This is a genomic window from Nocardioides sp. Bht2, assembly GCF_047308515.1.
Classification (GTDB): Bacteria; Actinomycetota; Actinomycetes; order Propionibacteriales; family Nocardioidaceae; genus Nocardioides.
In genome coordinates, this window is sequence record NZ_JBLBWI010000017.1 from 10,875 (window position 1) to 28,617 (window position 17,743).

At 69.0% G+C, this 17,743-nt stretch carries 13 protein-coding genes; 7 read left to right on the plus strand and 6 right to left on the minus strand.

The features are described from left to right. Nucleotides 1-155 precede the first annotated feature (155 nt). From ACLM5J_RS17355 to ACLM5J_RS17365, 3 genes are all read left to right on the plus strand, one after another. Complete coding sequence (locus tag ACLM5J_RS17355; protein WP_413657751.1) at nt 156-1,400, plus strand: helix-turn-helix domain-containing protein; 1,245 nt, start codon at nt 156-158, stop codon at nt 1,398-1,400. Then, entirely contained in the window at nt 1,397-2,716 is a 1,320-nt protein-coding gene (locus ACLM5J_RS17360) for a hypothetical protein (RefSeq protein ID WP_413657752.1), read from the plus strand. The genes ACLM5J_RS17355 and ACLM5J_RS17360 overlap by 4 nt, the downstream gene beginning before the upstream one ends. Nucleotides 2,717-2,937: 221 nt before the next feature. Continuing rightward, nucleotides 2,938-4,110, plus strand: a complete 1,173-nt coding sequence (locus tag ACLM5J_RS17365) for a hypothetical protein (RefSeq protein WP_413657753.1) — start codon at nt 2,938-2,940, stop codon at nt 4,108-4,110. Nucleotides 4,111-4,136: 26 nt separating this feature from the next. On the opposite strand, the gene ACLM5J_RS17370 is transcribed toward ACLM5J_RS17365, so the two are convergent. The 4 genes from ACLM5J_RS17370 to ACLM5J_RS17385 form a co-directional block, all read right to left on the minus strand. Further along, nucleotides 4,137-4,640, minus strand: a complete 504-nt coding sequence (locus ACLM5J_RS17370; RefSeq protein WP_413657754.1) for a hypothetical protein — start codon at nt 4,638-4,640, stop codon at nt 4,137-4,139. Next, the gene (locus tag ACLM5J_RS17375) at nt 4,628-5,095 is read right to left on the minus strand and encodes a type IV toxin-antitoxin system AbiEi family antitoxin domain-containing protein (protein ID WP_413657755.1); all 468 of its coding nucleotides are present in this window, start codon (nt 5,093-5,095) and stop codon (nt 4,628-4,630) included. The genes ACLM5J_RS17370 and ACLM5J_RS17375 overlap by 13 nt, the downstream gene beginning before the upstream one ends. A 180-nt stretch (nt 5,096-5,275) precedes the next feature. Further along, complete coding sequence (gene groL, locus ACLM5J_RS17380; RefSeq protein ID WP_413657756.1) at nt 5,276-6,907, minus strand: chaperonin GroEL; 1,632 nt, start codon at nt 6,905-6,907, stop codon at nt 5,276-5,278. A 203-nt stretch (nt 6,908-7,110) separates the two neighbouring features. Then, on the minus strand, nt 7,111-9,237 hold the full coding sequence (locus ACLM5J_RS17385) for an MMPL family transporter (RefSeq protein WP_413657758.1): 2,127 nt from the start codon (nt 9,235-9,237) through the stop codon (nt 7,111-7,113). 226 nt (nt 9,238-9,463) lie between these two features. Between ACLM5J_RS17385 and ACLM5J_RS17390 the strand changes: the two genes are divergently transcribed. Together ACLM5J_RS17390 and ACLM5J_RS17395 are read left to right on the plus strand one after the other, a co-directional pair. After that, complete coding sequence (locus ACLM5J_RS17390; RefSeq protein WP_413657760.1) at nt 9,464-11,374, plus strand: carboxypeptidase regulatory-like domain-containing protein; 1,911 nt, start codon at nt 9,464-9,466, stop codon at nt 11,372-11,374. Nucleotides 11,375-11,568: 194 nt separating this feature from the next. Continuing rightward, nucleotides 11,569-13,491: a carboxypeptidase regulatory-like domain-containing protein gene (locus tag ACLM5J_RS17395; protein ID WP_413657761.1), complete on the plus strand. Its 1,923-nt coding sequence runs from the start codon at nt 11,569-11,571 to the stop codon at nt 13,489-13,491. 177 nt (nt 13,492-13,668) lie between these two features. On the opposite strand, the gene ACLM5J_RS17400 is transcribed toward ACLM5J_RS17395, so the two are convergent. After that, nucleotides 13,669-14,532 carry an ATP-grasp domain-containing protein gene (locus ACLM5J_RS17400; RefSeq protein WP_413657762.1) on the minus strand — a complete coding sequence of 288 codons (864 nt, stop codon included), beginning with the start codon at nt 14,530-14,532 and terminating at the stop codon, nt 13,669-13,671. A gap of 41 nt (nt 14,533-14,573) precedes the next feature. Next, nucleotides 14,574-15,425 (minus strand): SGNH/GDSL hydrolase family protein, encoded by an 852-nt coding sequence (locus tag ACLM5J_RS17405; RefSeq protein ID WP_413657764.1) that lies wholly within the window; start codon nt 15,423-15,425, stop codon nt 14,574-14,576. A 161-nt stretch (nt 15,426-15,586) separates the two neighbouring features. On the opposite strand from ACLM5J_RS17405, the gene ACLM5J_RS17410 reads away from it, so the two are divergent. Further along, nucleotides 15,587-16,048, plus strand: a complete 462-nt coding sequence (locus tag ACLM5J_RS17410; protein WP_413657765.1) for an OsmC family protein — start codon at nt 15,587-15,589, stop codon at nt 16,046-16,048. A 91-nt stretch (nt 16,049-16,139) separates the two neighbouring features. After that, nucleotides 16,140-17,735 carry an AMP-binding protein gene (locus ACLM5J_RS17415; RefSeq protein WP_413657767.1) on the plus strand — a complete coding sequence of 532 codons (1,596 nt, stop codon included), beginning with the start codon at nt 16,140-16,142 and terminating at the stop codon, nt 17,733-17,735. Nucleotides 17,736-17,743 lie beyond the last annotated feature (8 nt).

Below are 17,743 nucleotides of genomic sequence, written 5' to 3' on the forward strand. Positions count from 1 at the left end.
GCATAGACCGGGCTGCCTCAATAGCCCACAGGCGAGACCCACTTTGACCATCCGGACTGGAAGCAGGTATGCATGTGACCCACGGCACGTCTGGGCGTGGAGAGGGGTCAGATGCCGACTCAGCCAAGCGAATCGTCGCGCCATGGGTGCGCCAGATGAGCGAGTTGCACGCACACGCTGTCGATCCGCCCAACCTCGGCGCGCTGATCGCGGAGGCTCGGCTCGCGTTGCCGGCGTTGGTCGACCTCGTCGTCGCCGACATCCAGGCGCAGGTATCCGTCTATGCGGGAGCGGAGAAGGGCGAACGCCACCGGGTGATCGCGTCCGCCGTCACGGCTGCTGCCAACCAGTTCCTGGACGCCATCGGCGGCCCTACATCACCTGATCCCGAGGTGGCCCGACTCTTTCGCGAGATGGGCTACGAGGAGGCCCTCGAAGGCCACACCTTGGAGCCGATGCGTCGCTCCCTGCGGATCGCCACCCGGCACTCCTGGAGCCTGATCCACCAGTTCGCTACCGCGAACAGCTTCGACGCCGCCTTCCTCGGTCGTCTCGGCGACGCCCTCTTCTCCTTCCTCGACTACCTGGACCAAGAGGTGGCCCGCGGCCACCAAACCGGCAAGCTCGGCAAACGGAGCGACCGCGAGCGAGCCCGCGCGCACCTGATCAGCCAGATCCTCACCGAATCCTCCGACTCGAACGCCCGGCTCAGCGAGCTGACCGCCGACGCCGAAAGCGCCGGTTGGCGACTACCGCTCGACATGGTGTTGATGCGGGTCACCTTCCACGGCGAGTTTCCCCACTTCCGGTTGCCCGAAGACGTCCTCGTCGAAGCCGACACCAGCCCGGCTCTCGTGATCTGCTCATCGCGCCAGGCCCAACCCATCGCCGACCTGATCACCCGCTCCGGGCCAGGTCTTCGGGTCGCGATGAGCTGGCCGCTGCGCCCCACCCAAGGAGCAGCCGCCGACCGCTGGGTACGGCGCGCTCTCAACCTGGTCGATACCGGCGTGATCAGTCCGGTCCCGATCCTGGCCTGTCGCGACTACGCGACCCAGCTGTGGCTCCATGCCGAGCCCCACCTGCGGCGACAGTTGACACTCGAACTCCTGCAACCGCTGCTCGCCGAGACGCCGAACTCCCGCGAGATCCTTGCCGAGACGATGCTGGCCTGGCTCGAGTCCCGCGACAGCGCCCCCGCGATCGCGGCCCGCCTCGGCGTCCACCCCCAGACCGTCCGCTACCGCTGGAAACGGATCAACGAACTCTTCGGCGAGCTACTCCACGACCCGGAGTACGTTGTCACCGTGACGATGCTGCTCAAGGCGACCGTCCCCATGTGGAAGGCCGGCGACCTCAGCGACGTCAACCACTACCGCACCTTCCAGGGGCCCCAGTGAACAGTCCGGCCGCTGAGCCGGCCCGACGAACCTCCAGTCGTTGGTGGCTTCCTCTCGCCTCGGCGCTGAGCGTCCACCTGCTCTGGTTGATCCCCTTCTTCCGCGACACAGGCGTGGCGCGCTACTCAGTTCCCGGGCTGGCCACCCTGCTCCTGCTCGGCCTGGCCTGGCGGTTGCAGCGCGCCGATCCTCTCCCCCGCCCGCTAACGCCGATCTGGTGGTCGGCCGGCATCGTCGCGCTGGTCGTGGCCGGGGCCGGATGGGCAGCACGTGACGGCGCCACCCAGGCTGCCGCCGCCGGTGCCGCGGTTCTGGTCGCCGGCTGTCCCGCCGCCGTCCTCGGTGCTCGCGGATTCACGGTGGCAGTCACGAAGCGGGCCGCCGCACAGCACGGCATCACCCTGCCGCGGACCGCCGCACTGCTCCGGATGAACCGCATCGACCGCGTCGTCCTCGACAAGCACCGGACCGTGACCACCGGCTCGATGCAGATCACCGCCGTCGAGCCGATCGACATCGAGCACCACAACAACCTGCTCTTCTTCGCCGGGGCACTCTCGCACGCCTCCCCCACCCCGAGCCCGGTCTCCGCGGCGCTGGCCCGGCGCTCCGGGCGGGGACGGATCACCAATTTCCAGGACCAGGAAGGCCGACTCAGCGGCTCGGTCGACCGGCATCCGGTACGGCTCGGCCAGCCTGAATGGGTCGGGCTGAGTACGCCGATCCGGCGCGGCGTCACCCTCGGCGTCGAGGTGGATACCCGGGCACTCGGCCTGATCACGCTCGACGACGTCGTGCGTCCGCATGTCGAGGAGCGCGTCGAGGAGCTCGGTCGGTACGGCCCGATCACACTGATCTCCGACGGCCCGCGGCTCGACACCGAAGCACTGGCCGAGGACGTCGGCATCGACGACAGCGTTCCCGCCGCCGATGGCGAGACGCGGCTCCGCGTGGTGAAGTCCGCGCAGGACGAGGGCAAGACGGTCTGCTTCATCGGCCCGAGCAGCGCCTTGAACGCACCCGCTCTCGACGCCGCAGATCTCGTCGTCACCGACGCGCGCCCCGGGGCGACCCATCGACCGAACGGCCTCAACGTGGAGCCGTTCGACCTCGACACGATCCGCCAGGCGCTGAAACTCAGCACCGGGCTACCGGAACGGCTGGAGAAAGTGCAGACCGTTGCCGGCGCCGCTTCGCTGGGCGGAGCAGCGCTGGCCGCGACAGGGCTGATGAACCCGTACCTCGCCGCCGTCGCCGGACTGGTCGTACTCGGGGTCACCGCCACCTCGGCGGTCGCTCAGGGCCGCGCATCCTGAGATCGGCGAAAAAAGAAACCCCCAAGTTTGTTACGTGGATGCCAACTTTCGGCATCTGTTCATCCGCATGCCCAGTTTTGAGGTTGTCCCCGTTGCGTTCCAGGGGCTTAGATGCGAGAAGTAGGACTGAGGGGGCCGAACATTTCGGGTCGACTGTCTCTCCCGAACCGCCCTAACCATGCGAGTGGGACCGCCCATCGACGGCCCCTGGAGGTGACCAGATGCAGGTACGTCGAATTATCGCGGCTGGTCTCGCCGTTCCACTTGCGGCGGTGGTGGGGTCGTCCACCTTCGACACCGGACCGTCCGCCCCGTTGCCCACCGCCGCGGCGCTTCCGCCCGCACCAGCACCGGCCGCCACAGCCCAGCCGACGCCGTTCGGGACCAGCGTCCGGAACGCCCCGGCCGCCCTCCGCAGCGCGACCCCGACCAGCGATGTCCCCCCTGCCGCACTCGCCGCCTACCAAAGGGCCTCCGCGGTGATCAACACCTCCGCCCCGGGCTGCGGGCTGCCGTGGCAGTTGCTGGCCGCGATCGGCCAGGTGGAGACCGACCACGGACGCCGACTCCCCGCCAAGAGCGCCGTACTGGCCGACACCGACGCCGGCCAGTACGACGGCGACGCCAAGGCCGATCACCCGGTCGGACCGTTCCAGATCCTGCCCAGCACCTGGGCCTCGGTCGCAGTGGACGCCGACGGCGATGGAGTGCGGAACCCCGAGAGCCTGGACGACGCCGCACTCGGGCTCGCGGTGCGGCTCTGCGTCGACGACGCCAACCTCGCCACCCGGGCCGGGCAGCGCGCGGCGGTGGCCCACCACAACGCCGACGAGGCCTACCTGACTTTGGTGATCGATCTGGCTGCCGCCTACACGACCGCCTCGACGGCCGTCTCGGCGTTCGCCACCCCGAGCGAGATGCTGGCGCCGGTAGCGGTCAAAGTGAGCGCCAAGCCCGCGAAGCTGCGCGCCGAGGGCGGCGCCGCGATCAGTGGCCGGAACCCGGGTTCGGGAGGCACCTCGGCCGGGACCAAGCCCACAAAGCCGGTGACGCCGACCGAGCCCACCACGCCCCCGACACCCACCGAACCGACTGAACCGACGACTCCCACCGAGCCGACGACACCGACGGAGCCCACCACTCCCACTGGGCCGACCGAGCCGGGCACCCCGACCGAGCCGGGCACCCCGACCGAGCCGGGCACCCCGACAGAGCCGGGCACGCCGACCGGCGAGTTGCCGACCTGTCCGCTCCCCGGCGACACGGAGCCGAGCACCGAGCCGACGACCGACCCCACGGAGCCCGCTGATGAGCCCGAGGACTGCGTCCCGGCCGAACCGACCGACGACACCAACACCGCGCCCGCCGCACCGGCGACGAGCACCGAGCCCTGAGCGTCTATGTGGTGGCTAACTCCCCACTATCGGGAGCCAGCCACCACACAGTCAGGCCGCCGGCACGGTGAGGGCGATCCCGACCAGCCGTTGGCGCGGAGCACCTCGGCAAGTCGAGCCGCCGTGACGCACGGATGCCGGTAGACCTGTCCCCAACTGAGGCGAAGCGTGCGGTGTCCTGCCGCGGCCGCCTCCAGGTCACGAGCGAAGTCGCGATCGCGCTGGCGGGCGTTGTCGTGGAAGAGACGCCCGTCCAGCTCCACCACCAGTTCGCCGACCACCACGTCCCGAAAGACCAACCCGGACCTCGTCGCCTCACGTGCTTGTTGCGTGCCTGGCGGCAGAGCGTGCGGGCTCGCCACCAGCCAGCGGTATCCGTGCTCCAACGCCGAACAGGTGCCATCGGCCAGGTCACCGAGAACTCCGACCAGGAAGGCGCGCCCCGGAACCCGTTCACGCCCCTCGATCGTGGCGCGTAGCCGGGCCGGAGTGGTCAGCCGGGCCTGACAGGCGTCGGTCAGTAGGCCCACCGCGCCCTGGCCAAGAGATGGCTGGTGCGGTGCAGCACCACCATTTCCGGAGCACGGATGCGCCGATCGCGCTCGATCGCCAGATGGATCCGGTCATCACTGAGCACGACCCGCAGGTTCGGCCCAAGGAAACCACGCTGTTCGAGGGAGATCCGCAGTGCTGACGGTCCGGCGAGCGCAGCCCGTCCCGGCAGCTGTCGGGTAGCTCGCGGGAGATCGCTACGTCGGCTCTGGCCGGTCGCCCCGATGCCCAGGACCGGATCACAGAGCAGCAGTGCCGCCCAGGCCCGCTGTCGCCAGGACGGTTCGCCGGTGTGGTTCAGATAGACGCCGGGATGCACCACGGCCACCTCGCGACGTCGCAACAGCCGCTCGATCGCCTTGTCTCCCAGGCCGGCGGCGTGCAACTGACGGCGACTGACCACGCCGTCCTGCGCCTCGTCGATCCAGAACATCGCCCCAGCATCAACGAGAACGGACCACCTCGCTGACCCCGTTCCGCAACCTGTGGAGAAGGCCCGAGGTTTTGTGGTGGCTGACTCCCCACTATCGGGAGCCAGCCACCACAGAGACGGCAAGAGAAGAACCCCCGAGCGCGGAGCGCTCGGGGGTTCTTCTGCGTCAAGCGGGGCGGATCAGAAGTCCATACCGCCCATGCCGCCCATGTCGCCGCCCGGCATGGCCGGAGCCTTCTCGGGCTTGTCAGCGACAACGGCCTCGGTGGTGAGGAACAGGGCCGCGATCGAGGCTGCGTTCTGCAGCGCCGAGCGGGTCACCTTGGCCGGGTCGATGATGCCGTTGGCGATCATGTCGACGTACTCGCCGGTGGCAGCGTTGAGGCCCTGACCGGACTCCAGGTTGCGCACCTTCTCCGCGATGACGCCGCCCTCAAGGCCGGCGTTGATCGCGATCTGCTTCAGCGGGGCGTCGGTCGCCTTGCGGACGATGTCGGCACCGGTGGCCTCGTCACCCTCAAGGTCGAGCTTGTCGAACGCGGTCGCAGCAGCCTGCACCAGAGCAACGCCACCACCGGCGACGATGCCCTCTTCGACGGCAGCCTTCGCGTTGCGAACGGCGTCCTCGATGCGGTGCTTGCGCTCCTTGAGCTCGACCTCGGTGGCCGCGCCGACCTTGATCACCGCAACGCCGCCGGCCAGCTTGGCCAGGCGCTCCTGCAGCTTCTCGCGGTCGTAGTCGGAGTCCGAGTTCTCGATCTCAGCGCGGATCTGGTTGACCCGACCCTCGATCTGACCCTGGTCGCCAGCACCCTCGACGATGGTGGTCTCGTCCTTGGTGATGACAACCTTGCGGGCCTGGCCGAGCAGCTCGATGCCAGCCGACTCCAGCTTGAGGCCGACCTCTTCGGAGATGACCTGGCCACCGGTCAGGATCGCGATGTCCTGCAGCATGGCCTTGCGGCGGTCACCGAAGCCCGGAGCCTTGACGGCAACGGACTTGAAGGTGCCACGGATCTTGTTGACGACCAGCGTCGACAGAGCCTCGCCCTCGACGTCCTCGGCGAGGATGACGAGCGGCTTGCCGCTCTGCATGACCTTCTCGAGAACCGGGAGGAGGTCCTTGACGTTGGAGATCTTGGAGTTCGCGATGAGGATGTACGGGTCCTCGAGCACGGTCTCCATGCGCTCCGGGTCGGTCACGAAGTAGGCCGAGATGTAGCCCTTGTCGAACCGCATGCCCTCGGTCAGCTCGAGGTCGATGCCGAAGGTGTTCGACTCCTCGACGGTGATGACGCCTTCCTTGCCGACCTTGTCCATCGCCTCGGCGATGGCGTCACCGACGGTGGTGTCGCCACCGGCGGAGATGGTGGCGGTGGCGGCGATCTGCTCGCGGGTCTCGACGTCCTTCGCCATGCCGAGCAGCTGCTCGGAGACGGCGGCGACGGCGGCCTCGATGCCGCGCTTCAGACCCATCGGGTTGGCGCCGGCGGCCACGTTGCGGAGACCCTCGCGGACCATCGCCTGAGCGAGAACGGTCGCGGTCGTCGTGCCGTCACCGGCGACGTCGTCGGTCTTCTTGGCAACTTCCTTGACGAGCTCGGCGCCGATCTTCTCGTACGGGTCCTCGAGCTCGATCTCCTTGGCGATCGACACGCCGTCGTTGGTGATCGTGGGGGCGCCCCACTTCTTCTCCAGAACGACGTTACGGCCCTTGGGACCGAGGGTGACCTTGACCGCGTCGGCGAGGGTGTTCATACCCCGCTCGAGGCCGCGGCGGGCCTCCTCGTTGAAAGCAATCAGCTTTGCCATGACTCCTGCGATTCCTCACGCTTAAGAGTTCGGTACAGATCGGGCAGCTGCCCGCGACGGCCGATCTGGCTGACCCGGCGGACCCTTCCCGCCGACGCTTCAGACCTCAACTCACCGATCCGTGTAACTGTCACTCTCCTAGGGAGAGTGCCAGCCTCATGTTTAGCACTCGCCCGGTGAGAGTGCAAGGTGGAAGCCGGCCCTCAGCCGCCGAGTTCAGCGCCGACCTCCGGAGCCGACCGCTCGTCGTCGGCGGCCATCCGGCGCTGCCACGGCCACCACACCCGATTGCCCAGGTCATAGGTGAGCGCCGGGACCAGGACCGATCGGGTGACCAGGGTGTCGAGCAGAACGCCGAAGGCGACGATGAACGCGATCTGCGCCAGGAAGAGCAACGGGATGACCGACAGCGCCGAGAAGGTCGCCGCCAACACCACGCCAGCACTGGTGATCACGCCCCCAGTGACCGCGACAGCGCGGCGGATCCCCTGTCGCGTACCCACCGAGAGCGCCTCCTCGCGGGCCCGCGACATCAGGAAGATCGAGTAGTCGACCGCCAACGCGACCAGGAAGACGAAGCCGAGCAACAGCGTGGAAGGGTCAGCACCCGGGAAGCCGAAGACGTGCTCGAACAGGAGCGCCGAGACACCCAGGGTGGCGGCGAAGGTGAGCACGTTGATCAGCACCAGGAGCGCCGCCGCCAGCACCGACCGCAGCAGGAAGATCAGGATCAGCGTCACCACAACCAGGATCGCCGGGATCACCAGTCGCTGATCGCGGTCCGCCGCAGCCAGGGTGTCGACGTCGGTCGCCGTCGCACCGCCGACCAGGATCGCGTCGTCGACCTCTGCCAGCTCGTCCCGGAGGTCGCGGACGGCGTCACGCGCCCGCTCCGTCTCGGAGCCGGCATTGAGGGTGGCGGTGAGCATGGTGTCGCCACTGCCGGTCTTCGACGGCGTCTCCTCGACCCGCTCGCCGACGATCGGGTGCGCCGCCAGCACATCGCGGACTTCGGAAACGGCGCCGTCGGGCACGACGATCCGGACAGGCGACTGGTCCCGTCCCTTGAAGTAGGTGTTGATCGCCTCCTGGCCGTCGACCGACTCCACCTGCTTGGTGAAGAACTCGGCCTGCGAGATGCCGGACGTCGGGAACTGGAGCGCGAAGGCCGCTGCCGCGATCAGGACCGCGACCGTGCCGACCCAGGTCGCGCGCGGACGCCGGGTGACGGCGTCCGCGATCCGGGTCCAGCCGCGGTGCCGACTCGGCTCGCCACGCTTCGGCGTCGAGGGCCAGAACGCGCGTCGGCCGATCAGGGCCAGGACAGCGGGGAGGAAGGTGAGTGAGGCGACCATCGCGCCGGCGATACCGAGAGCCCCGACCGGCCCCAGCCCGGAGATGTTGCCCAGGTCGGAGAGGAGCAGACAGAGCAGTCCGGCGATCACCGTGAGACCACTGGCGGCGATCGGCTCCAGGGACTGGCGCCACGCGGTCCGCAGCGCGGGCAGCGGGTCACGGTGGTGCAGTTCCTCGCGGTACCGGGCGACCAGGAGCAAGGAGTAGTCGGTGGCCGCGCCGACCACCAGGATGAAGAGGATGCCCTGGCTCTGCCCCGAGAGTTGGATCCAGTCGGCGTCGGCCATCGGGTAGATCACCAGCGCCGCCAGAGCCAGACCGAAGACGCTGGTGAGCAGGACCGCGAACGGGAGCACCGGGCTCCGGTAGACCACCAGCAGGATCAGCAGCACGGCGACCAGGGTGACGCCGAGCAGAAGGCCGTCGATGCCGGCGAAGGCAGCGCTGAGGTCGGCCGCGAAACCGGCCGGACCGGTGACCTGGCTGGAGATTCCGTCGACGTCGGGGCGGTGGTCCCGTACCGCGTCGACGATCAACCTGCTGACCTTCTCCCCGCCCTCGGTGAGCGAGGCAGCGTCGGCGTCGAGGCTGACGACGAGCAGCGCGGCGGCGCCGTCCGCCGAGGGCACGACCGGGACCTTCGGGCTGGCCAGGTAACTACCCAGCGGCTTCTTGAGCTCGTCGACCTTCAACTCCGGCAGACCGGCCGCGTAGCCGCCGAGCTTGCCGAGCGCTTCCTTCGACAGAGCCTCGTCGGACTCGACGACGATAAGCAGCGGCAAGGTGCTGTCGGCGGCGAAGGCGCCGAGCCGGGCGCTGACCTTCGTGGAGTCCGCGCTCTGCGGCAAGAAGGAGGCGGAGTCGTTGTTCTGCACCGACGACAGCGACCCGACCAACGGCCCGCCTACTCCGGCGGCCAGCAGCCAGAGGGCAACAACGAGTCCAGCAAGCAGTCTCCACCGCGCGCGCGTCATGGCCGAAAGGCTAGCGGGATAGGCGACAACAGCCTTCGCTCGGCGGATCTCACCGGAAGAGTCATCCGCCCGGAGACCACTCGAAAACCGGTCCAGACCACCGAGCGAAAGTCAGACAGAGGCCACATTTCCCGCTAGACAGGAGAGTCGCCCCGATCCCCCTCAGCGCCAAGAGGCGACGGCCCGTCGATCCGGTGGACCCGCGCCCACACGAGAGGGAACCACCGTGACCCGCTTCAGACCCGTCCTCGCGACCATCGTGGCGTTGCTCTTCGCCACCCTCGCCCCAGGCCTCACCACCGGCGCCCACGCCGTCCCCGGCGGCGCTGTGGGCACCGTCTACGACGCGTTCACCGAGGACCCGGTCGAGCTCGCCACGGTCAGGATCTGGCCTTCCGCCAGCTACCCCTCCGGCGCCCCGGTCTTCACCGGGACCACCGATTCCGATGGCGATTGGGAGTCGTCGGCGCTCGCCCTCGGCAACTACACCCTGGCGATCAGCAAGGCCGGCTACACCCAGCAGCTCGAATCGTTCGACATCACGGACGCCGGCGCGACGGCGGCCGTCTTCGCCGACCTGCGCCCTGCGTCGTGGGGCACCCTCACGGGCACGGTCAAGGTGGGCGCCGCAACCGCTCCCACCGGCTGTGCCACGGTCAGGATCTACGGCGCCACCAGCGGCGATGAGGTCTACTCGACCGTCGTCGCCGGACGCGGCGCATGGACTGCACCACTTCCCGTGGGCAGCTACCAGGTCCGGGTCGAGCCGGACGACTGCGCCGGGAGCGAGACCGGCCGGTGGGCGCCCGACGCGGCAGACGAGGCCGGCGCACACACCTACACCGTCGCCAAGAACACCAGCAGCACCGTGCCCACGGTCGTACTACCGGCAAACCCGGTGATCGCCGGCGTGGTGACCAGTGCCTCCGGTAAGCCACTGGCCGGCGTGGCCGTCAGGTTCGAGAGGATCGGCGGCGGGAGCGACGACTCCGTCGCCACCGACGAGAAGGGGCGCTACCGGTCGCGCGAGTTGACCGGGGGCGCCTATCGAGTGTTCCTCGAGGACACCGCCAACGAGTACCTCGAGCAGTTCCACGACGGCACCACCGACCCCGACAGCACCAACCCGGTGAGCGTCGCAGTCGGCGAGACCCGCACCGTGAACGTTGCCCTCACCCGCAACGCCGCGCCGCTCCCGCCCGCTGCTTTGACCGGCACTGTCACCGACACCGCAGGCAAGCCGCTGCGCGGCATCCCGGTCTTCCTGATGCGCGAGGACGGCGAAGGGTCCGCGCAGGGCGCTACCCGTGACGACGGCAGCTACCGGATCGACCGCGCCGCGGTCACCCGGGGCACCTACCTGCTCGGCGCCGGGAGCCCCTCCGGCTCCGGTGGCCTCGGCGAGATCGAACACATGCCGTTCGACGCCCAGTTCTACGGCGGCAGCCTCAACGTCGCCAAGGCGACCCGGATCCCGGTCCCGGCGACCGGCTCGATCACGCTCAACCCGATCCGACTCAACCGCCTGGGCCAGATCTCCGGAACCGCCGCCGTGCCGACACCGACCACCGCCTCACCGGTCCCGAGCGGTCTCGGCGCGGGGCTGCTGACCCTCCGCAACCAGGACGGCACGCTAGTCGGCATCCAGCCGGCCGTTGGCGAGTTCACCTTCCCCTCACTGCGCCCGGGGCGCTACTACGTGGAGCTCTCCGACCTCGGTCCGCTCGCCGGCCCGCTCGCCGGGATGCTGCCGCGGTTCATTCCGTCGTGGTGGAAGAACGGCTACTCGCTAGCCACCGCGACGCCGATCGTGATCGGCCAAGGCACCAAGGTCACCGGGATCACCATCACCCCGAGCACCACCCTGCGGGCTGTGGCCAAGCCGAGGATCATCGGGAAGGCGAAGGGCAAGAAGGTCCTGCGGGCCACCACCGGAACCTGGAACCTGACCGCCGACGTCGCGTTCAGCTATGTCTGGAAGCGCGGCAGCAAGGTGGTGGGCCGGGCCGCCACCTACAAGGTGACGAAGGCCGACCGGGGCAAGAAGCTGACGGTCACCGTGACCGCCACCGACCGACGCAAGGACCTCAGGTCCGGCTCGTCGACCTCGAAGCCGGTCAAGGTCGCCAAGCGCTGACCTGAACCGACTCCGACAGAGCGCCACTTCCGCCTCCGGGCGGAGGTGGCGCCTGTCATTTCCGCCCTCTGGCCAGCCCTGAGGACTAGACCACTTCACTCAGGCTTGGACAGACTCCAAAGTTGTGCAGTATTCATCTTACCTTGGGGAGATGACCGTCGGCGCCTCCAGCGCCGGCAACAACGGAGGAAAAGATGCGAAGTACCCGCCAGCTTCTGGCGTTCCTGTTGGCCGCCTTGCTCGCTATCGCGGCGCCCGCGCTGACGATGAGCGCCTCGGCAGAGCCCGTCCTGACCGGAGGCGCCTTCGGCACCGTCTACGACGACTTCACCGACAACGGGCTCGAAGGCGCGAACGTCGCGTTGTACTCGCCGGGCAGCTACCCGGGCGGCAGCGCACTGCACCAGACGACGACCGACGGCGTCGGCTACTGGGATCTGGATGACATCCCGGCAGGGCCGTACGTCCTCGTCGCCAGCAAGGCGGGCTATGCCCCCGCCGAGAAGTCGATCACCATCTATGCCGGAAGCAACTCCTGGACCAGCTCGTTCTACCTCGAGCCCAGCGAATGGGGCACCCTGAGCGGCAACCTGACCGTCGGAGGCGCCCCTGTGCGTGCCGAGTGCGGCGAGATCGAGCTGTACCTGGCCGACGGCGATTCGCTGCTCGACACCAGGACCCGCCGCGGCGGCGCCTGGAGCCTGCGGGTCCCGGTCGGTAGCTACCAGGTGCAGGCCTCGACCCGGTCCGGAACGTCCGGCATGTTCGGCTCAACCCCCTGCCCCCAGGGCAGCGCAGCCTGGGCCGGAGGCAGTGACCAGGACAGCGCCACCGTTTTCACCGTCACCAAGGACGCGAGCGTCAAGGTGCCGCTCAACCTGATCGCGAACCCGGTGATCTCCGGTGTCGTCACGGACCAGGCGAAGAAGCCGCTCGCGAACATCGTGGTCGCCGCCGGCGAGGACGGCCACACCATCACCGACGCCAACGGTCGCTACACCCTCTCGACCGCTCCCGGCGTCACCGCGATCGCATTCCAGGACCCGGCCGGCGAGTATCTGCCCGCCTTCCACAGCGGCACCACCACCGTGGAGGACCCCACCGACGTCGAGCTAGCCCCCGGCCAGCGACTCACCGCGAACGCAACCCTGGCCGCCGACCCCACCCCTGCCCCCGAGGCAGCCATCTCAGGCCTGGTCACCGACAGCACCGGCAAGCCGATGCGCGGTGTGATGGTGATGGTCGGCGAGCCCGGCCTCGACAGCGAACCGACGGCGATCGCATACACCCGGACCAACGGTCGCTGGTCGGTCGCCCGCGAAGACATCGCTCCTGGCACCTACACCGCGAGCTTCATGGCAGCCCAGCTCTCCGGCTCGATGCCGGAGTTCGACGCGGAGCCGCTCTTCTACGGCAACACCCAGGACCCCACGAAGGCGCGCATCTTCACCGTCGGCTCGACCGGCGCCGTCTCGCTGGGCACCGTCAAGCTGACCCGGCTCGCCTCGATCAGCGGCGTCACCACCACGGACGACTCGATCGGTGAGGAGGCCGACCAGGTCCTCTACACGCTGACCAACTCGGCAGGGAACCTGGTGGCGATGAGCCAGGGCACCGACGTGTTCTCCTTCACCAACCTCGCACCCGGCTCCTACAAGCTCAGCGTGTCGTCGATGGGCCTCATCTACGGCGGCATCGGCGTGCTGATGGTCAAGCCGTTCATCACCTCCTGGTACGGCGGCCTGACCGCCAGCACGGCGAAGTGGATCACGGTGGCCCCGGGCGCGAAGGTCAGCGGCTTGAAGGTCGCCCTGACCAGCAAGATCCGCAACGCGACCAAGCCGAAGGCGACCGGAACCCCCAAGGTCGGCAAGACGCTGAAGGCCAACGTCGGCACCTGGAACCAGAGCACCGACGTGGTCTACAGCTACGTCTGGAAGCGCGGCACGAAGACCGTCGGCACCAAGTCGTCGTACAAGGTGACCAAGGCTGACGCCGGCAAGAAGCTCACCGTCACGGTGCGCGCCAGCCACCGCCTGAACACCTTCATTCCCGGCTCGGCGAACTCGCCCGCCGTCAAGGTCGCGAAGGTCAAGAAGGTCAAGAAGAAGCGCTGACCCAAAGATCTGCACCGCACAACCAGGGCGCCGCCTCCACGCGAGTGGGGGCGGCGCTTCTGCTTCCCGCCTTCGCAGGGCGTCAGACTCAGGACGTCATCCGAACCGCGCACCCGCTTCCCCACAACGCATGACAGCCCGGGAAGCGAAGCGGCGGCCGGGCGCGCGCAGCTCGAGTCAGCCGAGCTCGTCGGCGACGGCGTCCGCGAACCAAGCCGCGTTCTGGGGCAGCACGTCGAGGTAGAGGCCGGGCTCGGTGGCCTCCAACTCACTGACCGCCAAGGTGCCGTCAGCCAGCCGCATCTGGTCCACCCGGGCATACGGCAGACGGCGTCCGAGCAGCGACTCGGCACCGGCCACGGTCCGCAACGCGACCTCGGCCTGCTCGGCACCGAGCTCGGCGGCGTCGGTACGCCCACCGAAGTGTTCGTGCACCCGGATCTCGCCGGCCCCCGGCACCTTCCGGGCCGCCGACACCGCCCGCCCGCCGAGCACGTAGACGGACCACTCGCCCTCGTCGTGGATCGACTCGACCAGCGGCTGCACCACCCACGGTCCCGGTTCGAGTCGCGACTCGTCCAGGTCCGCCGGACCGCCCTCCGTCATATCGAAGACCACCACCCCACGACCACCGGCCGCGGTGCGTGGCTTCACCACCGCAGTGCCGAACTCGGCGATCGCGGACGGCAGATCTTCCTCACCCTCGGCCAACAACGTCGGCACCACCGGGACCCCCGCCTCGGCAAGCTCCACCAGGTACGCCTTGTCGGTGTTCCAACGGACCACGTCCACACCGTTCAGCACCCTGGCGCCGGCCTCTTCGATCCGGACCAGCCACTCCATGAACTCCGCGAACCGTTCGTGGTAGTCCCAGGTCGAGCGGAGCGCGACCAGTTGGGCCGCCGTCCAGTCCACCGTCTCGTCGTCCCAGACTGCCCACGCGGCGGTGATCCCGCGAGCCTCGAAGGCCTCCAACAGGAGTGAGCCGCCGGGTTCGCCGTCGGGCCAAGCGTTCGAGGTGACCAGCAGTACGTCGACCATGAGCCCCACTGTAGTGCCGCCGTCGCCGAGCCCGGGCGGCCTCAACGGCGCCGCTGAGACGTCTCGACGGGCGCCGTCTCAGCACCCGGCGCATGGTGGCCGAAACGGTCCGGCTGTTCGTCGCCGACCGCCGCCAGAACGGAGGGCAACATCGCCTTCGCGGTCCGCCGATAGCCAGCGCTGGAAGGGTGGAACCGGTCGACGCTGAACATCTCGTCCGGCGCGGCTTCGAAGAAGGGACCGGCCACCGCAGCCAGCGAGACGGCGCGGGCACCGGCCGCGAGCGCAGCCGCCTGTTGCGCCGCCGCGAGCTGGCGCGCCGCTCGAGAACCCAAGCTGCGTAAGGGTTGTGGCACCGGCGAGACCGCGCGCAGATCCGGACAGGTGCCCACCACCACCTCGGCCCCGCGATGCCGGAGTTCGTCGATCGCGGCCCGTAACGCCGCCACCGAGTCGGCGATCGGGACCCGATGCGTGAGGTCGTTGCCACCGACCACGATCACCGCGACATCGACGGGCGCCACGGAGGGAAGGCGGGCGAGTTGCGCGGCGAGGTCACTGCTCTCGGCGCCCACTCGGGCGAGCGTAGTCAGCCGGACCGCGCGCCCCGACGCCTTGGCCAACCCCTTGGCCAGCCGGGCCCCCAACGTGTGCTTCGGCTTGTCCGCCCCCAGCCCGGCCGCGATCGAGTCGCCCAACACCACCAGGTGCCAGGGACTGCCCAACTCGGGGCGCCAGACCCGGTCTGCGTCCAACGCCTGTTCACCGAGCGGCTTGCCGATCAGTCGGCGTGCGATCGCCGCCTGCCGGCGCAGCAGGGCACGGAGCCCGAGCACACCGAGTCCGGCGCCCAGGCCGGCACCGAGGAGTACGGCTCGCCACCACTTCCACACAGCACCTGTTCAACCAGAACCGGACAGCCGGCCGCCGACAGCGAGGCGACCTGTGATCGACGTCAGCCCGAACATTCCCCACCCGCTGCCCTCCCCCGCGGAGGTCATCCGTTGCGCGGAGGCACTCCCGCCGAACGGATGACGGCTGGCAGAGTGGAGGCATGGAGCACCGTTACGAACTCGGCGTTGATTGGCAGGGCAACCGCGGCACCGGGACCAGCGGCTACCGCGAGTACGGGCGCAACGTGCTGTTGACGGCGTCCGGGAAGCCGGACCTGCTCGGCTCGGCCGACACGCCGTTCCGCGGCGATGCGGACCGGTGGAACCCCGAAGAACTGTTGCTCGCGGCGCTGGGGCAGTGCCACCTGCTCTCCTACCTGCACAGTGCGGTCAACCACGGCGTGGTGGTCACCGACTACCGCGATCAGCCGGTCGGCGTGATGGACCAGTCCGGCCAGGGCGGACGGTTCACCTCCGTGGTGCTGCGACCGGTGGTCACGGTCGCCGATGCCTCGATGGTCGAGACGGCTCTGGCGATCCATGCCGAAGCCAGCGCGAACTGTTTCATCGCCGCCTCGGTCAACTTCCCGGTCACCCACGAGCCGCGCATAGTCGTCGCCTGACGTACCTCGGGCGGGGGCGGGCATGGTCTCGCGCCACCATTTTCGGGACTACGGCTTTACGAGAACGCGTTCTAATAGTCATCCTTACCCTGTGACCGACAACACAGGCCCCGTGACCACTCCCCGCCCCCTGACCATCGCCGACATCCTCGAGGCGATGGCCGATCGCATCGGCGACCGTGCCGCGTTGATCACCCTCGATCACACGTACACCTTCGCGGAACTCGACGAGCGCTCCACGCGGTTGGCGAACCATCTGGTGAGCATCGGGATCAAGCCGGGCGACCACGTTGCGGTCCACGCACCCAACCGGATCGAGTGGGTCGACGCCTTCTACGGCTGCCTCAAGGCCCGGGCCGTGCCGATCAACATCAACTACCGGTACCTGGCCGGCGAGCTCGACTACCTCTACCGCAACTCGGACGCCGTCGCCACGATCATCGCGCCGGAGTACGTCGAGATCGTCAAGGACCTCGACCTGCCGGAACTCAAGCAGATGCTGGTGATGGGCGAGGAGTACGACGCCGCCCTGGCCGCCGCGTCGCCGGAGCGCCAGATCACCGGCCGCACCGAGGACGACACCTACGTGCTCTACACCGGTGGCACCACCGGCAACCCGAAGGGTGTCGTGTGGCGCAACGCCGACATCGTGGTCGGCGCCCTCAACGCGAGCCGGTTCGGGGCTCCCATCGAGTCGGTCGAGGCGCTCGCCGAAGAGGCGGCCACCAACGAGAACCCGATGGTGCTGCTCGCCTGCGGCCCGATGATGCACGGCGGCAGCCAGTGGATCTTCGGCAACGCCCACGTGGCCGGTAGCCCGGTCGGTTTCTACACCGAGCCGTCGTTCGACGCGGAGAAGATCCTCGACCTGGTCGAGCAGGCGAAGGTCATCTCCTTGACCTTCCTCGGCGACGCGATGGGCCGCCCGGTCGCCGAGGCGATCCTCGCCGAGCCCGACCGCTGGGACCTCTCCGCGTTGGCCGCCGTCTCCAACGGCGCCGCTCCACTCTCCGACGGCGTCCGCGACGAGATCCGCAAGGCTCTGCCCGGCCGCTTCATCCTCGACTCCTACGGCTCCTCGGAGTCCGGCGCGACGGCGTCGCGGATGGACGACGGCAGCGAGGGCCCGACCGGCGCCCCCAAGTTCAGCGCCTCCCCCGAGGTCGAGGTCTTCGACGGCGACCTCAAGCCCGCAGGTATCGGCGTCGAGGGCATCCTCGGCCGCACCGGCGCGGTTCCGCTCGGGTACTACAAGGACCCGGTCAAGACCGACGCCACCTTCAAGGTGATCGACGGCGTCCGCTGGGTGCTCCCGGGAGACGCCGCCCGCCGCGAGGAGGACGGCACGATCAGCCTGCTGGGCCGAGGTTCGGTCTGCATCAACACCGGCGGCGAGAAGGTCCACCCCGAAGAGGTCGAGGCGGTGCTGCTGCGCCACGACGAGGTCTTCGACGCCGTTGTCGTCGGCACCGCGCACGAGCGCTGGGGCCAGCAGGTGACGGCGTTGGTGCAGCGCCGCGAAGGCTCCCAGGTCACCGTCGAGCAACTGCGCGAGCACTGCAAGTCGCTGATCTCCGGCTACAAGGTGCCGAAGGAGTTCCTCTTCGTCGACCAGGTGCCGCGCACCCCGGTCAGCAAGGTCGACTACCCGGCCAGCACCGCGCTCGCCACCAAGCTGCTCAGCTGAGTACAGCA